Raw genomic sequence first — 19192 nt, forward strand, 5'->3', positions numbered from 1 at the left:
CGCGGGCGGACGGGTGGCACGCCACGCCGCCCGCGTTGACGCGCTGCTCGATGAGGTCGGTCTGGCCGGCCTGGGAGAGCGCCTGCCCAAAGCGCTCTCCGGCGGCCAGGCCCAGCGGGTGGCCATGGCCCGCGGGCTGTTCACCCATCCCCGTGTGCTTCTGCTGGACGAACCCTTCTCCGCCGTGGACGCCTTCACACGCCTGAAGCTGCAGGAGCTCCTGGGGCGAGTCACCCGGGCCCATGGCATCACCACCCTGGTGGTGACGCACGACATCGACGAGGCGGTGCTGCTGGGCAGCCGGGTGGCGGTGCTGCAGGCGGCGCCGGGCCAGATCGCCCAGGTGCTGACGGTCGATGCCCCTTGGCCACGCGACCGGGCCAGTCCCGGGGTCGAGCGGGCCACCGGCGCGGTGCATGAGGCCCTCTGCGCCGTGCATGCGCTGTGACTTCCTGCCGCTTCGGGGCGTGGGTCACGCCCGCAAACCCGAGGAACGCCAGCCCCGTCCGGGCGCAGGCACCCGGCAACGCCGGCCTGGTGCGCCTGGCCACCGCCACCTGCGCCCCGGCCATGGACCGAAGGGCCGTCTTTTCCGATCGTCTTTGTCGGGAATCCGCCCCCGTGCTGCTCCACATCCAGCAGGGACAAGCCTGTGGAAAAGCCCTGACCCGAGATGGCAAGTCCTTGATTTGACGGCGTTTCCGTCACATTGCTGCAAAAAAAGGCAGCCCGACGGGCGCATCGAAACATCCGCTCCACAGGCAGGCTGGACAAGCCTGTGGATAAACCCGGGAGGGGTGGCGCAAGCCCTTGTCAGGCCAGGGAACGCCCTGGATTGCCGCAAAAAACAGCACCGCCGTGCGCCTCGTGCGAACCGTTTCGGGCCACGCTGTCAAGGCTTGACAGCGGCGGAGACGTTCTGGCAAGCTTTAGCACAAGCCCGCCCCAAAGGTGGACCGCGGGGACATCCGCAGGCGGGCTACAGTGGCACGCACCGCGGCCGGCGGTTCGGCCGCACCCAGCCAAACCTCTGTCCACCATGTCCGATCTGTTGACCCAGCTCCAGTGGCGCTACGCCACCAAGAAGATGGACCCGGCCCGCGCCGTGCCCGCCGACAAAGTCGATCACATCGTCGAGGCCATCCGCCTGACCGCCAGTTCCAGCGGCCTGCAGCCTTATTCGGTGCTGGTGGTGACGAACCCCGAGGTGCGCGCGAAGATCCGCGCCCACGCCTGGGACCAGGCCCAGATCACCGATGGCTCGCACCTGCTGGTGTTCGCCGCCTGGGACCACTACACGCCCGAGCGCATCAACGCCATGTTCGACCTCGTCAACGAGGAGCGCGGCATGCGCAACGAGGGCTGGGAGGCCTACCGCCAGAAGCTGCTGTCCACCTACCCGCTGCGCAGCCCGGAAGACAACTTCCAGCACGCCGCGCGCCAGGCCTACATCGGCCTGGGCACGGCCCTGATCGCCGCGGCCGAGCAAGGCGTTGACGCCACGCCGATGGAGGGCTTCGAGCCCCACAAGGTCGACGAGATCCTGGGTCTGAAGGCCCTGGGCCTGCGCTCGGTCGTGATCCTGCCGCTGGGCTACCGCGCCGCCGAGGGCGACTGGCTGGTCAAGCTCAAGAAGGTGCGTCGCCCGCGCAGCGAGTTCGTGATCGAGGTGAAGTGAGGCCGCCTCAGGCCGCCAGTCGGAAGGTGGCCACCAGGGCCTGCATCTCGGCGGCCTGAGAGCGCAGGCTCTCGGCGGCCGCGGCGGTCTCTTCCACCATGGCCGCGTTCTGCTGCGTGCCCTGGTCCAGCATGCCCACGGCCTCGTTGATCTGCCGGATGCCCGAGGCTTGGTGCTCGGTGGCCTGATCGATCTCGCGGATCAGCGCATTGACCTTCTCCACCCGCCCGACGATGTCGCGCATGGCCTCACCTGCTTCGTTCACCAGCTGATTGCCGGCCTGCACCTTCTCGACCGAGGTGGCGATGAGGGTCTTGATCTCACGGGCGGCCTGGGCCGAACGCCCCGCCAGGCTGCGCACCTCGCTGGCCACCACCGCAAAGCCCCGGCCCTGCTCGCCGGCCCGGGCCGCTTCCACGGCCGCATTCAGGGCCAGGATGTTGGTCTGGAAGGCGATGCCATCGATGACGCCGATGATGTCGGAGATGCGCGCGCTGGACTGGGCGATGTCGCGCATGGTGTCTTCCACCCGGCCCATCACCTGACCGCCGCGCGAGGCGGCCTCGGCTGTGTCGCCGGCCAGGCCATTGGCCTCGCGGGCCCCCTGGGCGCTGGTCTGCACGCTGCCGTTCATCTCCTCCATTTGCGCACTGGTCTGCTCCAGCGCCGAGGCCTGGGACTCGGTGCGGCTGGACAGGTCGTGGCTGCCGGTGGAGATCTGCGCCGAGGCCGAGGCCACGCTTTCGGCGTTCTGGCGCACCGCGGCAATCAGCCGCACCAGGCTCGACTGCATCTGCTGCATCGAGGCCATCACGCTGCCGGCCGGCACGGGCCCGGAGTGGCTCTGGCTGAGGTCGCCTTCGGCCACGCGGCGCGCCACCGCACTGAGTACGGCAGGCTCGGCACCCAGCGCGTTCAGCAGGCGCCGCACGATCCACACGCTCAGGCCGATCGACACAGCCAGGGACAGCAGCGCCAGCCCCGAGAAGCCCACCCGCAACCGCTCGACCAGCAGCATGGCACCTTCGGTCAGGGACTGCCGCCGCGCCTCGGTCAGCGCCTGGTATTCCCCCATCGCCGTGTCCAGGCGCGCCAGCAGGGGCACGCACTCGGCATTGAGCTTGCGTACCGCCGCATCGTGCTCACCGCGGGCGGTCAGGTCCAGGATGGACAGCGCCACGGGTGCGTAAGCCGCCTCCACATCGACCAAAGCCTGGGCCTTGGTCCTGGCCGCATCGGACATGTCATGGGACTCGCGCATCCGCTCCTGGAACTGGGCCAGGTGCTTCTGCACCTCTTCGTGGGCGGCCTTGGCCTTGTCCAGGGCCTGCTGACGCCCGGCGGCGTCGCCGGCCAGCAAGGCATTACGCGCCTCGACGGCCCGCTTTTCCATGGCCTGGCCCAGCTGCGCCGCGGCGCGCGAGCGCTGGTCCACGCCCGCGAAGTAGTCGGAGAAGGTCTCGTGGACGTCGTGCAGCCCCCACATCGCGGTGGCGGCCACCAGCAGACACAGTGCCGCCAGACTGCCAAAGCCCCCGCGCAGCTGAGCGCGCACGCTCCAACCCTGTTTGCTCATCACGTACTCCTGAACAGAATTTGGATTTCTCGGCCAGCCGATCACATCCATCGGACAATGGTCAGAAATGACTGACTCAGTTTCGGCAGAAACCCCGTCTATCAAAAGGTCAAAAAGCAAGCGGAAGCCAGGGTTTCTGGTAGCAAGTCACACATCTCACCCGGCCTGGTCACCCACGGCGGCTGACCCACATCAAGCCTGACCGTTTCAGAGGGCAGACCAGCATGGACAGCCCCGCGGCGCTGAGGTGTCATCCCGCAGCCTTCGCGGGCCCGCCCCCCCCAACCCGACAAGCCCAAGCGCTTCCAACGTTCGCAGTCCCCATGCCCACGCCCTCACTGCCCTCTTTCAGCCCCGAGCCCCAGCCGGGTGTTCAACCATCGACCTTTCCTGACCCCACCCTGGTGGTGGCCGTGGCCTGTGCCGCCCTGTGCGCGGGCGCACCCGCCTGGGCGCAGACGCAGGACCTGGGCGCGGTGGTGGTGACAGCCACCCGCACGGCCCAGCCGGCCTTCGACATCCCGGCCTCCATCGACGCGCTGGACGCCGATGCGCTGAGCGCCAGCCAGCTGCAGGTCAATCTGTCGGAGTCGCTGGCCCGGGTGCCGGGCATCGTGGCCCAGAACCGCCAGAACTACGCCCAGGACCTGCAGATCTCCTCGCGCGGCTTTGGCGCCCGCTCCACCTTCGGTGTGCGCGGCCTGCGTCTGTTCGTCGACGGCATACCCGCCACCATGCCCGATGGCCAGGGCCAGACCTCGCACATCGACCTCACCTCGGCCGATCGCATCGAGGTGTTGCGCGGCCCCTTCTCGACGCTGTACGGCAACTCCTCCGGCGGCGTGGTGAACATCTTCACGCAGGACGGTGGCCCGGACACGGTGGCCGAACTGTCGGCCGCCTTCGGCAGCGACCATGCCCACCGGGTGGGCGTGCAGCTCAGCGGCCAGCAGGGCGCCGCCCAGTACCTCATCAGCGCCAATCGCTTCCAGACCGACGGCTACCGCGAGCACAGCGCGGCCGAGCGCAGCACCTTCAACGGCAAGTTCAGCCTGGCCACCAGCGAAGACAGCCGCTGGACCCTGGTGCTCAACAGCGTGGACATGCCCGAGGCCCAGGACCCGCTGGGCCTGACCCGCACCGACTGGCAGGCCGACCCGCGCCAGGTGGCCAGCGTGGCCACGCTCTACAACACCCGCAAATCGGTGAACCAGAGCCAGGCCGGCCTGATCCTGAACCAGCGCCTGGGCCGCGACGACCGCCTGCAGTGGACCAGCTACTACGGCGAACGCGAGACGGTCCAGTACCAGGCCATCCCGCCCACCAGCCAGCAGGCGGCCAGCAGCCCGGGCGGCGTGATCGACCTGTCGCGCAACTACTGGGGCCAGGACCTGCGCTGGACCCACAGCGCCACGCTGCTCGAGCGGCCGCTGGAGTTCACGGCCGGTCTGAGCGACGACATCCTCAACGAACACCGCCTGGGCTTCCAGAGCTTCACCGGCCCGGCGGCCAACCCCGACGCGCTGGGCGTGGAAGGCTCGCTGCGCCGCAACGAGCTCAACCGTGTGAACAGCTTCGACCAGTACCTGCAGGCCAGTTGGGCCTTCGCCAGCGACTGGAACGCCCTGCTGGGCCTGCGGCATTCCAAGGTGGGCTTCGTCTCCTCCGACCGCTACCTGAGCAATGGCAACGACAGCGGCAGCACCACCTACGAGGCCAGCACCCCGGTGGCCGGCCTGCTGTACAAGCTCTCGAACGACCTGCATCTGTACGCTTCTTTCGGTCGCGGCTTCGAGACACCCACCCTCAACGAACTGGCCTACCGCCCGGGTGGTGGCGGCCTGAACTTCGGCCTCGCGCCGGCCACCAGCCGGCAGTGGGAGCTGGGCACCAAGGCCCGTTGGGACGGCTGGGCCGGCCCCTGGAGCGCCAACATCGCCTACTACGAGGCGCGCACCAACCACGAGATCGCGGTGCTGACCAACAGCGGCGGCCGCTCCACCTACCAGAACGTGGGCCGCACCCTGCGCCAGGGACTGGACGCCAGCCTCACCGGGCCCCTGGGCCACGAGCTGTGGTGGTATGCCGCACTGGCCACGCTCAACGCCCGCTACCGCGACAGCTTCCTGACCTGCACGGCCGCGCCCTGCACCACGCCCTCGGTGGACGTGGCGGCCGGCAAGCGCATCCCCGGCATCCCGGACCTGACTTTCTACACCGAGCTGCAGTGGCGCCCGCAGGCCAGCGGCTTCGAGACCGCGGTGGAGTTCCGCCAGGTCGGCAAGGTGGCGGTGGACGACCGCAACACCGACGCCGCCCCGGCCTACGGCGTGGTCAACCTGCGGGTCTCCTGGACGCAGAAGACCGGCGGCTGGACGCTGCGCGAGTTCGCCCGCCTGGACAATGTGGGCGACCGGCACTACGCCGGCTCGGTCATCGTCAACGAGGGCAACAGCCGCTTCTTCGAGCCCGCCCCCGGCCGCACCTGGCTGCTGGGCCTGAACGCCGGCTACACCTTCTGAAGCGGTATCGGCCAGGGCTCAGGCGGCCAGCATCCGCAGCGGCACGCCCATGTCCTGCCAGTCCTCGGGGTGGCAGGTGAAGAGCAGCACCTGGTGGCGCTGCGCGGCATCGAACAGCACCCGCTTCATCTGGGCGAGCCGGCCGGCGTCGCTGTGCACCAGCGCGTCGTCCAGGATCAGCAGCGTGGGTCGGCCGGCCTCGCGCAGCAGATCGGCATAGGCGAAGCGGGCAATCAGGCCCAGCTGCTCGCGCGCGCCAAAGCTCAGCTCGTCCACCGCCCCAGCCTCGGGCTGGCCCTGCGGGCCCGGGCGCAGCAGCTGGCCCGGCGCCAGCGCCTCGGTGATCTCCACCCGCGCGCCCGGCAGCAGCAGCGGCAGGTAGTGCTGCAGGCGCTGCTGCAGCGGCGCCTGCAGGCGCGCCAGCGTGGCCTGGCGCTTGGCGTCCAGCGTGCGGCACAGCCAGTCCAGCGCGCGGGCGCGGCGCTGCAGCTCGGCCACGCGCCGGGCCACCCGGGCCTGCTCGCCGGCCAGGGTGTCGCGCTGCTCCTCCAGCCCCAGGGCGCCGGCCTGCTGCAGCGTGGCGGCGCGCACCTGCAGATCAGACGCGCGCTGCTGGTGCTGGACCAGGCGCTGGCCCACGCTGGCCTGCAGGCGGGCGATGTCCTGGGCCACGATGTCCGGCCGGGCCTCGGCCAGCGCGGCCTGGGCCTGGGCGATGCGCGCGGCCAGCGCCGCCTCCTCGCCCTGCACCGCCAGCAGCTGCTGCTGGGCCTGGGCCTCGCGGGCCTGGCGGGCCGGGTCGTCCAGGGCGGCCTGGGCCGACTGCTGCTCCTGCCGGGCCGTGGCCAGACGGGACTGGGCGGCCGCCAGCGCGGCCTGGGCCTGGGCCAGGCCCTGCTGGGCGCGCTGCTCGGCCTGGCGGGCGGCGTCCAGCCGGGACTCGGCAGCTTCCTGGCTGTCCGTCGGCTCGGCCGCCCCGGTCGACTCGATGGCGACCTCGGCCAGCCGACCCAGGGCCTGCTCGGCCGCCTCGGCCCGCCCCTCGGCCTGGGCCAGCGCCGCGCGCAGGGCCTCCAGCCCCTGGGGCGCCACATGGGCCAGGGCCTGCTGGGCCAGCTGGTGGCGGGTCTGCCACTCGGCATGGGCCAGGGCGCGGGCCTCGGCCTCGGCCAGGTCGGCCAGACCCAGGCGCTGCAGCGCAGTCTGCAAGGCGGCCTGGGCCTCGGCCTGGGCAGCGGCGCGGGCGGCCAGGTCCTGCCCGCCCGGGGTGATGGTGAGCTCGCCACCGCCCGGCAGGGCCAGTGTGGCCGGCGCGTCCAGCAGCTGCTCGCCCTAGCCTAGCAGGGTCTGGGTGCCCGCGGCGGTGCGCAAGGCCAGCGGCGGGCCCGGCGGCAGGGTGAACTGCAGGCGGGTGGCCGCGGCCTGGCGGCGCAGCTCGGCGTCGCGCCAGGTGCGCTCCAGACCACGCAGCTGCTGCAGCTGGGTGGCCCCGAACGGCTGGGCCGCCGGCTGGCGGCGCAGTTCGTCCAGCGCCGCCTGGGCGGTCTGGGCCTGGTCCAGGGCGGCGCGGCCCTGGGCCAGCTGGGCCCGGGCCTCGTCGCGCTGCTGGGCCAGCTGGGCCCGCTGTTGGGCCTGGCGGGCGCGGTTCAGCGCCTCGCGGGCGGCGGCGCTGGCGGCCTGCGCGGCCTGCCAGGGGGCCTGGGCGGCCCGGGCCGCCACCTGGGCTGCGGCCTCTTGGCGAGTGGCCTCGTCCAGGGCCTGCTGGCGCTGGGCCAGCGCGGACTGCAGCTGGGTGCCCTGGACCAGATGGGCCAGCAGCAGCTCGCGGCTCTGGGCCAGCTGGCTCTGACGGGACAGGTCGGTGGCCAGCTGGACCTGCAGGGCCTGCAGCTCGGTATGCCGGGCCCGGGCTACGTCCAGATGGGCCTGCAGGGCCTCCCAGGGGCGGACGGCCTCGTCGGCGGCGTGCTGCTGGCGCAGCGTAGCCAGTTCGTCCACCTGCTGGCGGTAGGCCTGGATCTGGCGGTCCAGCGCCTCGCGCTCGGCGGCCAGGGCCTCGCCCTGCTTGATCAGCTGGACCAGCTCGCCGGTGGGCGCGCCGGCCTTGGGCGTCAGCAGCAGCTGGCGCTGGGCGCGCAGGCGCTACAGCAGCTCATCGCCGCCGCTGGCGGCCAGGGCGCCGCCGACCTGCCCGGCCTGGCCGGCCAGGGCGTCGTGCAGGTAGTCGCGCGCGGGGTCCACGTCCAGGCGCTGGCCCTCGCCCTGCTCCACCCACAGCAGGCCGGGGATGCCCCAGTTCTGCGGCTTGCTCTCGCCCTTGGCCGCATAGGAAAAGCCAAAGCGCTGGGCCAGCCAGTCCTCGGCCTCGGCGCCTTCGTGGCGCTGGCCGGCCCACTGCAGCTCGCAGCGCTTGCGGGCCAGGAAGGTCTTGCGCAACTGGCCGGCCTGGCCGTCGAGCAGGAAGTCCAGCTCGATGGTGGGCGCGGCGGCGCTGTCGCCATGCGGGCGCAGGTGTTCGGCGGCGTTGGAGCGGTGGCGCTCGAAGAAGGCCGCGCGGATGGCGCGCACCAGGGTGCTTTTGCCGGCCTCGTTGGGGCCGGCCAGGATGTTCAGGCCCGGGCTCAGGCCGGCCAGCTCGAAGGGCTGGCGGAAGCGCCGCAGCTGTTCGACGCGCAGGCGGGTGAGTTGCAGCGTCATGTCAGCGGCCCTCCCCGGCGGGGGTGCCGGCTGCCGGCCTGGCCAGCAGCTCGGCGGCCAGCAGGGCCAGCGCGTCCTGGGCGGTCTCGCGGGCGGCCTCATCCAGGCCCGGCGCGGCCAGGGTCTGGCGCAGCTCGGCCAGCACCTCGCCCAGGTAGCCGTCGGCCTGCAGAGCAGCCAGGTCCTCGTCGGTGGGCTGCAGGCGCAGCGCGCCCAGGTCGGCCTGCAGGTGGCGGGCCTGGGCCTCTGCCCGGGCCAGGGCGGTCTGCAGCCGCTGCAGGCCGGCCAGGTCGGTGGCGCCGCTGACGCTCAGGTCGATCACGTCCTGCGGGCCCAGGGCATCCAGCCGGGCCAGCAGGACGTCCAGGTCGCTGGGCACCTGCAGGGCCACGGGCCAGGCGGCCCAGCGGAACTGGCCCACCGCCAGCGGCGTGATCCGCGGCTCGGCGCCGGGCGCGTCGATCTCCACCAGCAGGGCCTGACCGGCCTCGGCCGAGCGGAAGCGGTCGGGTTCGGGCGTGCCGCTGTAGGCCAGGCGCGGGCCGACGATCTTGCAGCCGTGCCAGTCACCCAGGGCCAGGTAGTCCAGCCGGGCGGTCCGGGGCCGGTCCGGGGCGATGGGGTTGGGCGCGTCGATGTCCTCGGCCAGCAGGCCCTGCACGCTGCCGTGGGCCAGGCCGATGCGCAGCAGGCCGGCGGGCGTCTCGGCGCCGTCGAACCACTGGGTGGTGTCGGCGAAGGTGTGGCGCTGGGTCAGCGGCGCGGGCAACACCGCGAAGCCGGCCTCGGGGAAGACCCTCACTTCGGGCGTGAGCAGCAGATGAATGTTCGGTGACAGCACCCCCATCCGTTCAGCCCGGGTCCAGACACTTTCCGTCAAGGCGGCGTCATGGTTGCCCGGCAACAGCAGCCAGGGGCCGCTGTAGCCGGCCATGGCGTTGAACAGCCGGCGCACGGTGCGCTCGCTCACCGTCTGGGCATCGAAGACGTCGCCGGCCACCAGCACGGCGTCGACGCGGTGCGCGGTGGCCAGCGCCGCCAGGCGCTCGACGGCACTCAGCCGCGCCTCGGCCAGGGGCACGGCGTTGTCGGCATGCAACGTGTGGAACAGGCGGCCGATCTGCCAATCGGCGGTGTGCAGAAAGCGTGACAAATGAACGGGCTCCAGGCTGAAACGCCCCTACAACATTATTTCTCAGAGGACGAAACAAAGGCAAGCGGAGGATTCTCGATGGTCAGGGGCTCAGACCTTGAGCCAGCAGGAGGGGGCGAACCCGACGTGTCAGGCGAATTCCTACATCCGCTTTGGGGATGAGCCGACGTGGAGGTGGTCAAGTCGCTTCTAAAGTGGAACCATCGAGACCTGCCGTACTCCCTCGATTTGACACCACGAACACAAACCGACCACCAACCGCCACAGGAGACCGCCATGACTCTGCCCGCGAACCGCCCCGATACCGCTCCGGCCGCGCCCAAGATGCAGCGTCGCTGGTGGTCCCGCAGCAAGCCGGTGGTCGTCGGTCCGGCCGACAGCACCGAGCTGGAACTCGGCTACGAGTCGGCCCAGCCCTGGCTGCTGGGCCCCGATCTGGCCGATGCGCCCCCGCAGATCGAGCTGCCGCGCTGAGCCGCCGCTGATTCCCGTTGAATTGAATTCCGCTGACCCGAGGGGGCCGGTGCGCCATGCACCGGCCCCCTCGTCTTTTGGGCGGTGCCGGGCGGCGGGCCGGTTATCCTGCGCGCCATGTACGCCGACTTTTTCGGGCTGAAGCAGGCGCCCTTCTCGATCGCCCCGGACCCCCACTACCTGTTCATGAGCGAGCGCCACCGCGAGGCGCTGGCCCACCTGCTCTACGGGCTGGACGGCGGTGGCGGCTTCGTGCTGCTGACCGGCGAGATCGGTGCCGGCAAGACCACCGTCTGCCGCTGCTTCCTGGAACAGGTGCCGGCCCACTGCCAGGTGGCCTACATCTTCAACCCCAAGCTCAGCGTGCTGGAGCTGCTGCGCACGGTGTGCGACGAATTCCACGTCGAGGTGCCGGCCGCGGCCCGGACGGTCAAGGACTACGTCGACCCGCTCAACACCTTCCTGCTGGGACTGCACGCCACCGGCCGTAACGCGGTGCTGATCATCGACGAGGCGCAGAACCTGTCGGCCGACGTGCTGGAGCAGCTGCGCCTCTTGACCAACCTGGAGACCAACGAGCGCAAGCTGCTGCAGATCATCCTGATCGGCCAACCCGAGCTGCGCAACATGCTGGCCCGGCCGGAGCTGGAGCAGCTGGCCCAGCGGGTGATCGCCCGCTTTCACCTGGAGGCCCTGTCCGAACCGGAGACCGGCCAATACATCCAGCACCGACTCCGGGTCGCCGGCCTGGCCACCCCGGTGCCCTTCACCCCCGCGGCAGTGCGCCGCATCCACCAAATCACCCGAGGAGTGCCGCGGCGCATCAACCTGCTGTGCGACCGCGCCATGCTGGGCGCCTATGCCACCGGCACCCGGGCCATCGGGCCGGACATCGTGATCCAGGCCGCCCGGGAGGTGTTCGACCACAACCGGCCTGCCATCGAGCCTTCCCGGCGCCGGGCCCAGGCCCTGGGGATGGCCCTGCTGGCCAGTGCCCTGCTGGGCGCGGGACTGCTCTGGGCCTGGCAGCGGGCGCAGACGCCGGCGGGCATCACGGCCAAGGCCCCGGCCTCCGCGGCCACCCGGCCCATGCAGGCCAGCCCGGTCGCTTCCGTCCCTGATGCCTCGGCCTCCACCGCATCCCCTGCCCGGCCTGTGACGCCGGTGCCCTCTGCGCCCATCCCGTTGTCCCAGGTGCCCACGGTGCATCTGGCCGACCTCCCAGGCGGCAACGCCCGGGCGGCCTGGGATGGCCTGCTGCGGCACTGGTCGCTGGCCCCGGTGAACGGCGAATCGGCCTGCGACACCGCGGCCCACCACGGCCTGGGCTGCCACCTGGCCCCCAGCGGCAGCCTGGGCCTGCTGGCCAGCCTGGACCGGCCGGCCGTGCTGACCCTGCACCCGCCTGGCCAGCCGGACACCGCCGTGCTGCTGACCGGGCTGGACGCCACCGATGCCACGGTGGAGCTGGGCGGCCAGCCCCACCGGCTGGCGCTGGGCGAGCTGGCCCTGGCCTGGCAGGGCGAATTCGGCGTGCTGTGGCGGCTGCCCGCGGGCTATGCGCCGGGCGGCGCACGCACACCGGCCTTCAACCAGTGGTTGGATGCCCAGCTGACCGCCGCCCTGCCCGCCGCCGCCAGCAGCCCGCTGAACACCCGCCTGCGGGCCTTCCAGATCCGCCACGGTTTGAAGCCCGACGCCCGGGTGGGCCCGGTCACCCTGATGCAGTTGAACCGGGCGGCCGGCGCCGTCGAACCCACCCTGTCCCACCCCGAGCCCTGAGCCATGTCCTACATCCTCGATGCCCTGCGCCGGGCGGACGCCGAACGCGAGCGCGAGCGCCAGCCCGTGCCGGGGCTGCACAGCCAGGGCAGCAGCCCCAACACGCCCCCGGCCGCACCGGCCGCCACCCCCTGGTGGCCCTGGGCCCTGGGCGCCGTGCTGATGGTGGGCAGTGGACTGGGGGCCGCCTGGTGGTGGACCCGCGCCCCGGCCCCGTCCACGCCAGCCGCCTCGGCGGCGGCGCCCGCCCCCGTCACCGCCCCGCCCCCCCGGACGATGGCGGCCCCGGCCCCTTCCCCGGCGCCGATGCCGGCCGCCCCGCCCACGGTGGGCCCCACACCCGCGCCGCCGACGCCACGGGCCGAGGCGGCCTCCGCCCCGCCGGTGGCGGCGGCGCCCGTGACCCTGGCCCAGCCCAGCCCGGTCCCTTCCCCAGCCCCCTCACCGGCACCAGCGCCGGTCACGGCCGCGCCGATCCAGGAGGCCAGTCCCGCCCTCAAGCGCGAGATGGCCAAGCTGGGCATCAGCGGCTCGGTGTATTCGGATGACCCCGCCAGCCGCTTCGTGATCGCGCGCGGCGATGTCGTGCACGAGGGCGCCACGCTGGGCCCGGACCTGGTGCTGGAGCAGATTCGCCCGCACGAGCTGGTGCTGCGCTACAAGGGCCAGCGCATGCGCCATCCCCTGTGAGAGGACGCCGCTTCGGCGCGCCTCAGCCCAGCGGTACGTAGGCCGAGGCGGTGAATTCCACCGGATCCTGGCCGTCGGAGGTCAGCAGGCCGCCGGCCACCAGGGCCTGCACGCTCATCGGGCGGGCGAAGAAGAAGCCCTGCAGCTCGTCGCAACCCAGCGCCAGCAGCACCTGGGCCTGGTCGCGGGTCTCCACGCCCTCGGCCACCACGGTCAGACGCAGGGCGCGGGCCAGGTGGATGATGGCGTCCACCACGGCGCGGGCATCCGTGCTGGTCTCCAGGTCCTGCACGAAGCTGCGGTCGATCTTCAGCTCCTGGGGCCGCAGCTTGCAGAGGTAGGACAGGCTGGAGTAGCCGGTGCCGAAATCGTCGATCGACAGCTTGACGCCGATGCGGGCCAGACCGGCCAGCATGGCCTGGGTGGCGGCGGTGTCCTCCATCGCCACCGACTCGGTGATCTCGCAGGTGAGCTGGTCGGCCGACACCGCATGCTCGCGCAACGCCGCCTCGATCTGCTCGACCACATGGCCCTGGCGCACCTGGTGCACCGACAGATTGACCGACAAGCGCAGCCGCAAGCCTTGCCGGGACCAGGCCCCGAGCTGCCGGCAGGCCTCGCGGATCACCCAGCCGCCCAGGACGTTGATCAGGCCAAAGCGCTCGGCCACCGGAATGAATTGCCCCGGCCCCAGCAGACCGTGGCGAGGATGCTGCCAGCGCACCAGGGCCTCCAGGCTGCGGATCTGGCCGTTGCCGGCGTCCACCTTGGGCTGGTAGTGCAGCAGCAGCTCGTTGCGCTGCAGTGCGGCGCGCAAATCCTCCTGCAGCTCGATCTGGGCCCGCCCATCCTCACCCATGCCCTGGTCGAACAGGGCCCAGCCGCCGCCGCCGGCCCGCTTGGCCTGGTGCATGGCGGCCTCGGCGTGGGACAGCAGGCGGTCGCGCCGACCATGGTCCGGGTAGATGACGATGCCGATGCTGCAGGACAGCGTGAGCGGCCGCTCGCCCAGGTCCACCGGCTGGCCCACCGCCGCCAGCACCCGCTGCGCCACGGCCAGGGCGTCGGCCTCGCAGCCCATGTCCTCCAGCAGCAGCACGAACTGGTCTGCGCCGACACGGGACACGGAGTCGGCATCCCGCAGGCAGCCGCGCAGGCGCTGCGCCATGGCCTGGAGCACCCGGTCGCCGGTGGCGTGGCCGAAGCTGTCGTTGACCGCCGCGAAGCCGTCCAGGTCCACGAAGAGCAGGGCCAGGCGGGCCTGGATCTGTCCCGCGCGCCGGCCCTCGTTGGCACGGTCGGCCCGGTTCACCGCGTGGCTCAGCCGGTCGTCCAGCAGCATGCGGCTGGGCACGCCGGTGAGCGGATCGGTCAACACGCCCCGGGCGAGCTGACCCTGGGCGGGAGGCTGCGCGCGGGCCATGCGGATGCGGGCCCGCACCCAGCGGGCGAGGCCCAGACTCCCACAGAACGCAAGCGCGGCAATCGAAATGGACAGGGCCACCGTGCCGGGGTCGTAGACAGGCTGCATGCGGATGCCAAGACAGGTCAGGAACGGCCCGAACCCTGAACTGCGTCAGGCCGGCGCCATGTTTTCGGTCAACACCCTGTCGACTTGAACACATCTGCCGGCCCGCGTGGGACAAATTCTCCCGCATCGGCCGGACTCAGAACCGGTAGGCCAGGCCCAGCAGCACCGTCGCCCGCTCGCGGCCCGTCACCAGCGGACTGCGGCGGATCGCCTCGCCCAGCCAGGTTTCGCGCCAGTAGGCGTGCAGGAACACCCGGTCCGTGACGGGCGTCTCCAGCAGCAAGCCGACGCTCGGATTCACGGCGGCCCCTGGCCGGTAGGCGGGAACACCCGCTGCCAGATCCGCCCCCGATGCCCCGGCGTAGTACCGGACGTAAGCGGCATTCTCGAACTCCATGCCGAGCTCGGGGTAGACGGTCGTCCGCCCCAGGCGGAACCGGGCCAGGTAGCGCGCCTGCACGAGCAGCCCGCCCGAGGGTCCCAGGTCGCCCAGCACATTCAGCCCGAAGGCGCCGAACGGGGTCGGCTGCAGCGTGCCCAACCCCAGGGGGATGGCGTCGGCCCGTGTGCGCAGACCCGGGACCCGGTAGCCATCGCCCCGGTACTGACCCAGCAGCTCCAGCGCACCCACGCCCAGCGGCAGCAGCTGAAGCCCCAAGGTGTCGATGCGCGTGAAGACAGGGCCCCATTCGAAGTTCAGATAGGGCATGGGCTGCACATGCGCGGACGCCCCCCGGATGCCCACCGGCGCGCGCACGGCCCCGAGCCCGACGTCGCCCGTGAGACCGTCGGCAACCGGGTCTGCGGCCTGGGCCAGGGCGGACACCGCCAGCCCCAGCACCATGGCCCAGGCGGGGCGGAAGCAGCCTGCTGCGGCGCCGCTCACCAGAGGTCCTTTCGACGCGCCCAGGCCATGCCGGCGGCCCAGGCCACCCACAGCGGCACCAGGACCATGTAGACATTGATGGCGTTGTCGGCCAGCCCCCGCAAGGAGAACAGCTCGCCCACGCCCGACAGCACCGAGCCCAGCGCCCCGATGAAGCCCACGACGGCGAAGGCCTTGTGGTCGCGCCAGGTCAGCGCGCTGACGCAGGCGCCCCAGACGCCCACCAGCAGGTACTCCACCCGGCCCCACAGGCCGGTGTAGACCAGCTGGGTGACCAGCCTGAACTGCTCGGTGAGGATCTGCAGCCGCGCCGGGTCCTGGGCCGCATGGACATGGTCCCGGATCAGGCTGGGCCACAGCACGGACAGGATGCCGCCGCCCAGCGCCCCGGTCAGGATGTAGAGCAGCATGCAGACGGTGGCCACGGCCATCACGAAGGGATTGCGCTCGTGCAGCCAGTGCCAGAGGTAAAGCGTCGCCGGGATCATCAGCAGGTAGAAGCCGAAGATGTCGCACAGCATCGCCCCCTCGATCAGATCGGCCTTCTCCAGGCTGGCCCGCCGCAGCTGGTTGAGCGGGTCGGTCATCGCATCCAGGTCGAAATCGACCGTGCGCAGGGCCAGGTACAGACAGGCGAAGCCCAGGAGAACGCCCAGCCAGGTGATAAGGGCCACCGCACGCGGGTACAGCGGCGGCGAGGAGAGATGCGTCGGAGTCATGCCAGGTTCAGAAGGGAAAACAAGGGAGGAGGAAAGCGGTGAGCCCAGGATGGGGTGGCGGCCTCAGGGCCGGGCCAGGGCACGGGCCAGCGCGTCGATGTCGGGGTCGCTCAGGCTGCGGCTGACCGCCTGCATCTGCCCGGACGGATCGACGCGTTCGCCCGCGCGGAAGTCGCGCAGCTGGCGGGCCAGGTAGCCCGGCGACTGCCCGGCCAGGCGGGGCGCGGTCATCAGGCCGGCGCCGGACGGCGCGCTGCCGCCCTGCAGCTGGGCGCCATGGCAGGCGGTGCAGGAGGCGAGCTGCGGCTGCAGGAACATGGCGCGGCCCGGCGACGGCCCGGCCTCCGAGGCCGAGAAGTAGGCCGCCAGGGCATGGATCTGGGCCTCGCTCAGGGACGCAGCCAGGGGCTCCATCTGCGGGTTGCGGCGCTCGCCACTGGCATAGCGCCGCAGCTGGGTCTCGAGGTAGACCGCAGGCTGACCGGCCAGGCGCGGATAGTGGGGGTTGCGGCTGGCGCCACCAAAGCCATGGCAGCCCACGCAGGCCTGGGCCCAGGCACTGGCCTGCGGACCGCGGGCGGCCACCTGGGCAGCCTGCCGGTCCAGCGCCAGCTTGAACTGCCACAGGCCCCAGACGTCCCGCCCCCAGTACAGCCCGGCCCCCAGGGCCAGGGCCAGCAGGCCGAGCCACAGGCCCGAGATGCGGCCGCGCATCGAGTTGCGGGTCGCGCTCATGCCGACACCTCCCGCCCGGCATGAAGGGTCTGGAGGGCCTGCAGGGCCACCAGCGCCGCGGTGTGCCCGGAACGCACCGCGCCGTCCATGTAGCCGTACCAGAGGTCGGCCGTCTCCGTGCCCGACCAGATGAGCGAACCGACGTTGCGGGTCAGGGCCGGCATCAGGCCGCTGGTGAGAAAGCCCGGCGCCATCGGCGGCACGCAGCTCAGGGTGTAGGGCTCCTGCCCCCAATCCTGCAGGTGGAATTCCAGCGGCGCGAGAAAGCGCTGGTCCTGCATCGCCTCGGCGTAGATCGTGGCCAGCAGATGCTGGGCCGCCGCGGGGTCGCCGGGCATCTCGCCGATGCGCACGAAGGCGTTGATCACGCCCAGGCGCTGGTCGGGCGGCGAGTTGTCGTAGGACCAGATGACCGGCCCGTCCACGCAGCCGATCTGGCCGTTGTAGCCCTTGGCGAACCAGAAGGGCTCGCGGTAGACCATGGCCGTCTTGGCAAACGGCCCGTGGGTGGGCCACAGGCGCTGCAGGCGCTGCCGGTCGGCGGGCAGCGCGGGCTCGAAGGCCAGCCGGTGGCACAGCGAGGGCGACAGCGCCACGATCACCCGGCGGGCGCGGAACACGCCCTGGGGCGTGTGCACCTCGGTGACGGGCTGGTCCCAGTGGGCGATGCGCGTCACCGGCGTCTTCAGGCGCACGAAGTCCTTCAAGGCCTCGGCCATCCGCAGGCTCAAGGCCTGCGAGCCACCGATGAAGCGCGTCTCCTGTGCCGCATCCTTCTGGCCTTCCAGCGTCTGGAAGCCGCCGGCATAGCGGATCAGCGAAAGGTATTGCAGCAGGGACACCTGGGCCAGCGAGGTCCCCATGGTCAGCACCGAGGCGAACTGCCAGGTCAGCAGGTCCTGCTCGCTGACCTGGCGGCTGGCCAGCCAGTCGGCCATGCTCAGCTTGTCCAGCGCCGCTGCTTCGGGCGCGGCCCAGGGCCGCACGGGGCGCAGGCTGCGCGCCAGGGCATCCACCTCGGCCACCAGCTTGGGGTCCATGTCCACCAGGCCGTGGGTGTCCTCGACCACCCGGCCGGACCCCATGCAGTACACCCCGCGCCCGCGGTAGTCGGACTTGAAGGTGCCGATCTCCAGCTCGCGGGCCAGATCGGCCACGGCGGTCTGGCCCGGCCCAATCCACTGCCCGCCCGCCTCGCTGATCTGGCCGTCGCGCAGCTGGTGGTTGAGGGTGCGGCCGCCCACCCGGTCCCGCGCTTCGAGCACCAGGAAGCGGCGGTTGCCGGCCCGGTGCAGGTCGCGCGCGGCCGTCAGGCCGGCCAGACCGGCGCCGATGATGAGCACATCCAGCACCTCGCCATCGCCCTGGGTGGTCGGCCGAGGGCCCGCCCCCGCGGGGGCGGTGGCCGCCAGGCCCGAGGCCATCACGGCGGCCCCTTGCAGCCAGCGGCGGCGGCCGCTGTCGGGTGGCTCTGCCGCGGGGTGGGCCCGGGGTCCTGCTGCATCAGCGCCCATCGCGCCTCTCCTCGGTTGCTTGCGTCGTCCGCCATTTTTCCGAGGGGGGCGGCGCCGGGCACGGTCCGTGGCCGCCAGAAACCGGTCAATCGGCGCCAGCCGACAGGGGCGCCCGCGGCGGGCGGCCGGTCCAGCGCTGGTAGGCCCGCCGGAAGTTGCTGGGGTCGGAGAAGCCCACCGCCGCGGCCACATCGGCCACCCGGGCCGCACGGCGGGCCAGCAAGGCATCGGCCTGCTCGCGGCGCAGCTGGTCGAGCAGGCCCTGGAAGCTCACGCCCTGCTCGGCCAGGCGCCGGGTGGCGGTGCGGCAGCTCAGGTTCAGGGCCCGCGCCAGATCGCCCAGGGTGACGGGCTGCTGCAGCTGGGTCCGCAGAAAAGTGGTCGCGGCCACCAGAAAGTCGCTCTGGGGCGGCGTGGGCACCAGCAGCCGGTCGAGCTGCCCGCGCAGCATGGCCCCGGCCAGCGGATCGTGCACCGGCAGGGTGTGCTCCAGCCAGTCCAGATCACAGCTCAGCCGATGGGCCGGGGCATCGAAGCGGACCGGGCATTGGAAGGCGGCGGCGTACTCGGCCGCGTGCGCCGGGGCGGGATAGGCCAGCGTCAGCGCCGCCGGACGGAACTGCGGCCCGATCAGGCTGCGCACCACCGCCACGATGCTGGCAAAGCTCTCTTCCACCAGAAAGGGCACCAGATCCGCCTCGTCAAAGCGGGGCTGCAGCTCGATGACGAAGCGCCCCCCTTCCTGGTGGGACACATGGTGCAGGGCCGCGCCGGCCGCCAGCTGGTGCTGCAGCCCGTACTGCGCCGCCTCCCCCACCGTGCGGCAGGTGAGCATGCCGACACCGGCCAGGCCCCAGCTCAGCGGGGTCTGCTGCAGACCGACCGACAAACCCGTGACGCGGTGGCCCACGGCCCGCTGGAAGCGCCGGATCAGTGCCCCCGTCTGGCGGTAGGACAGGCGCAGATCGGGCCGCTGCTGCAGATCGCTGGGCTCGAAGCCCAGCCCGCGGCACAGGCGCGGCCCGTCCACGCCATGGCGCTGCGCGCAGCGCAGGACGGCGCGGGCCAGGCTGGGCGAGAACACGGCCGCCCCGGGGTCGGGCCGGTCCGCGGGCCTTGCCGGGTCCGGCATCACATGCCCCCGCCCACCAGGGCCGAGCCCGGCTGCACGCCCTCGCAGCCCGTGGGCACCTCGGTGACGCGGGTGAAGATCTCGGTTTCGCCGTGACCTCGCG

At 72.1% G+C, this 19192-nt stretch carries 17 protein-coding genes; 6 read left to right on the top strand and 11 right to left on the bottom strand.

The window, feature by feature from the left end:
* The coding region (locus I73_RS27900; protein WP_022981130.1) for an ATP-binding cassette domain-containing protein at positions 1-448 on the top strand (448 nt) is incomplete at its 5' end.
* Positions 449-1039: 591 nt separating this feature from the next.
* Positions 1040-1678 carry an NAD(P)H-dependent oxidoreductase gene (locus I73_RS13710; RefSeq protein ID WP_022981131.1) on the top strand — a complete coding sequence of 213 codons (639 nt, stop codon included), beginning with the start codon at positions 1040-1042 and terminating at the stop codon, positions 1676-1678.
* A 7-nt stretch (positions 1679-1685) separates the two neighbouring features.
* Here the strand turns inward: I73_RS13710 and I73_RS27905 are convergent, their stop codons facing one another.
* Positions 1686-3254 carry a methyl-accepting chemotaxis protein gene (locus I73_RS27905; protein WP_022981132.1) on the bottom strand — a complete coding sequence of 523 codons (1569 nt, stop codon included), beginning with the start codon at positions 3252-3254 and terminating at the stop codon, positions 1686-1688.
* A gap of 323 nt (positions 3255-3577) precedes the next feature.
* Here I73_RS27905 and I73_RS13720 point away from each other — a divergent pair, with 323 nt between their 5' ends.
* Positions 3578-5776, top strand: a complete 2199-nt coding sequence (locus I73_RS13720; protein WP_083876718.1) for a TonB-dependent receptor — start codon at positions 3578-3580, stop codon at positions 5774-5776.
* 18 nt (positions 5777-5794) lie between these two features.
* On the opposite strand, the gene I73_RS31670 is transcribed toward I73_RS13720, so the two are convergent.
* The 4 genes from I73_RS31670 to I73_RS13730 all read right to left on the bottom strand — a co-directional run bounded on the left by I73_RS31670 (position 5795) and on the right by I73_RS13730 (position 9626).
* Entirely contained in the window at positions 5795-6985 is a 1191-nt protein-coding gene (locus I73_RS31670) for an ATP-binding protein (protein WP_083876720.1), read from the bottom strand.
* A 123-nt stretch (positions 6986-7108) separates the two neighbouring features.
* Positions 7109-7774 carry a hypothetical protein gene (locus tag I73_RS31675; protein ID WP_083876722.1) on the bottom strand — a complete coding sequence of 222 codons (666 nt, stop codon included), beginning with the start codon at positions 7772-7774 and terminating at the stop codon, positions 7109-7111.
* Between the two features lie 144 nt (positions 7775-7918).
* Complete coding sequence (locus I73_RS31680) at positions 7919-8473, bottom strand: AAA family ATPase (protein ID WP_159105884.1); 555 nt, start codon at positions 8471-8473, stop codon at positions 7919-7921.
* A gap of 1 nt (position 8474) precedes the next feature.
* The gene (locus I73_RS13730) at positions 8475-9626 is read right to left on the bottom strand and encodes a DNA repair exonuclease (RefSeq protein ID WP_022981134.1); all 1152 of its coding nucleotides are present in this window, start codon (positions 9624-9626) and stop codon (positions 8475-8477) included.
* Between the two features lie 276 nt (positions 9627-9902).
* Between I73_RS13730 and I73_RS13735 the strand changes: the two genes are divergently transcribed.
* The 3 genes from I73_RS13735 to I73_RS32610 all read left to right on the top strand — a co-directional run bounded on the left by I73_RS13735 (position 9903) and on the right by I73_RS32610 (position 12572).
* Positions 9903-10100, top strand: a complete 198-nt coding sequence (locus tag I73_RS13735; RefSeq protein ID WP_022981135.1) for a hypothetical protein — start codon at positions 9903-9905, stop codon at positions 10098-10100.
* A gap of 117 nt (positions 10101-10217) precedes the next feature.
* On the top strand, positions 10218-11882 hold the full coding sequence (locus tag I73_RS13740) for an ExeA family protein (RefSeq protein ID WP_022981136.1): 1665 nt from the start codon (positions 10218-10220) through the stop codon (positions 11880-11882).
* A gap of 3 nt (positions 11883-11885) precedes the next feature.
* On the top strand, positions 11886-12572 hold the full coding sequence (locus I73_RS32610) for a general secretion pathway protein GspB (RefSeq protein WP_022981137.1): 687 nt from the start codon (positions 11886-11888) through the stop codon (positions 12570-12572).
* A 22-nt stretch (positions 12573-12594) separates the two neighbouring features.
* Here I73_RS32610 and I73_RS27915 read toward each other — a convergent pair whose 3' ends face one another.
* The 6 genes from I73_RS27915 to I73_RS27925 all read right to left on the bottom strand — a co-directional run bounded on the left by I73_RS27915 (position 12595) and on the right by I73_RS27925 (position 19041).
* On the bottom strand, positions 12595-14103 hold the full coding sequence (locus I73_RS27915; RefSeq protein WP_022981138.1) for a bifunctional diguanylate cyclase/phosphodiesterase: 1509 nt from the start codon (positions 14101-14103) through the stop codon (positions 12595-12597).
* 136 nt (positions 14104-14239) lie between these two features.
* On the bottom strand, positions 14240-14989 hold the full coding sequence (locus I73_RS13755; protein WP_022981139.1) for a MipA/OmpV family protein: 750 nt from the start codon (positions 14987-14989) through the stop codon (positions 14240-14242).
* Positions 14986-15708 carry a hypothetical protein gene (locus I73_RS13760; protein WP_022981140.1) on the bottom strand — a complete coding sequence of 241 codons (723 nt, stop codon included), beginning with the start codon at positions 15706-15708 and terminating at the stop codon, positions 14986-14988. Before I73_RS13760 ends, I73_RS13755 begins: the two co-directional genes overlap by 4 nt.
* A 63-nt stretch (positions 15709-15771) precedes the next feature.
* Positions 15772-16443 (bottom strand): c-type cytochrome, encoded by a 672-nt coding sequence (locus tag I73_RS13765; RefSeq protein ID WP_083876729.1) that lies wholly within the window; start codon positions 16441-16443, stop codon positions 15772-15774.
* The gene (locus I73_RS27920; protein WP_022981142.1) at positions 16440-17957 is read right to left on the bottom strand and encodes an FAD-dependent oxidoreductase; all 1518 of its coding nucleotides are present in this window, start codon (positions 17955-17957) and stop codon (positions 16440-16442) included. The genes I73_RS13765 and I73_RS27920 overlap by 4 nt, the downstream gene beginning before the upstream one ends.
* Before the next feature lie 85 nt (positions 17958-18042).
* On the bottom strand, positions 18043-19041 hold the full coding sequence (locus I73_RS27925; RefSeq protein WP_022981143.1) for an AraC family transcriptional regulator: 999 nt from the start codon (positions 19039-19041) through the stop codon (positions 18043-18045).
* Positions 19042-19192 lie beyond the last annotated feature (151 nt).

Source organism: Ideonella sp. B508-1, from assembly GCF_000333615.1.
Lineage (GTDB): Bacteria > Pseudomonadota > Gammaproteobacteria > Burkholderiales > Burkholderiaceae_C > Ideonella.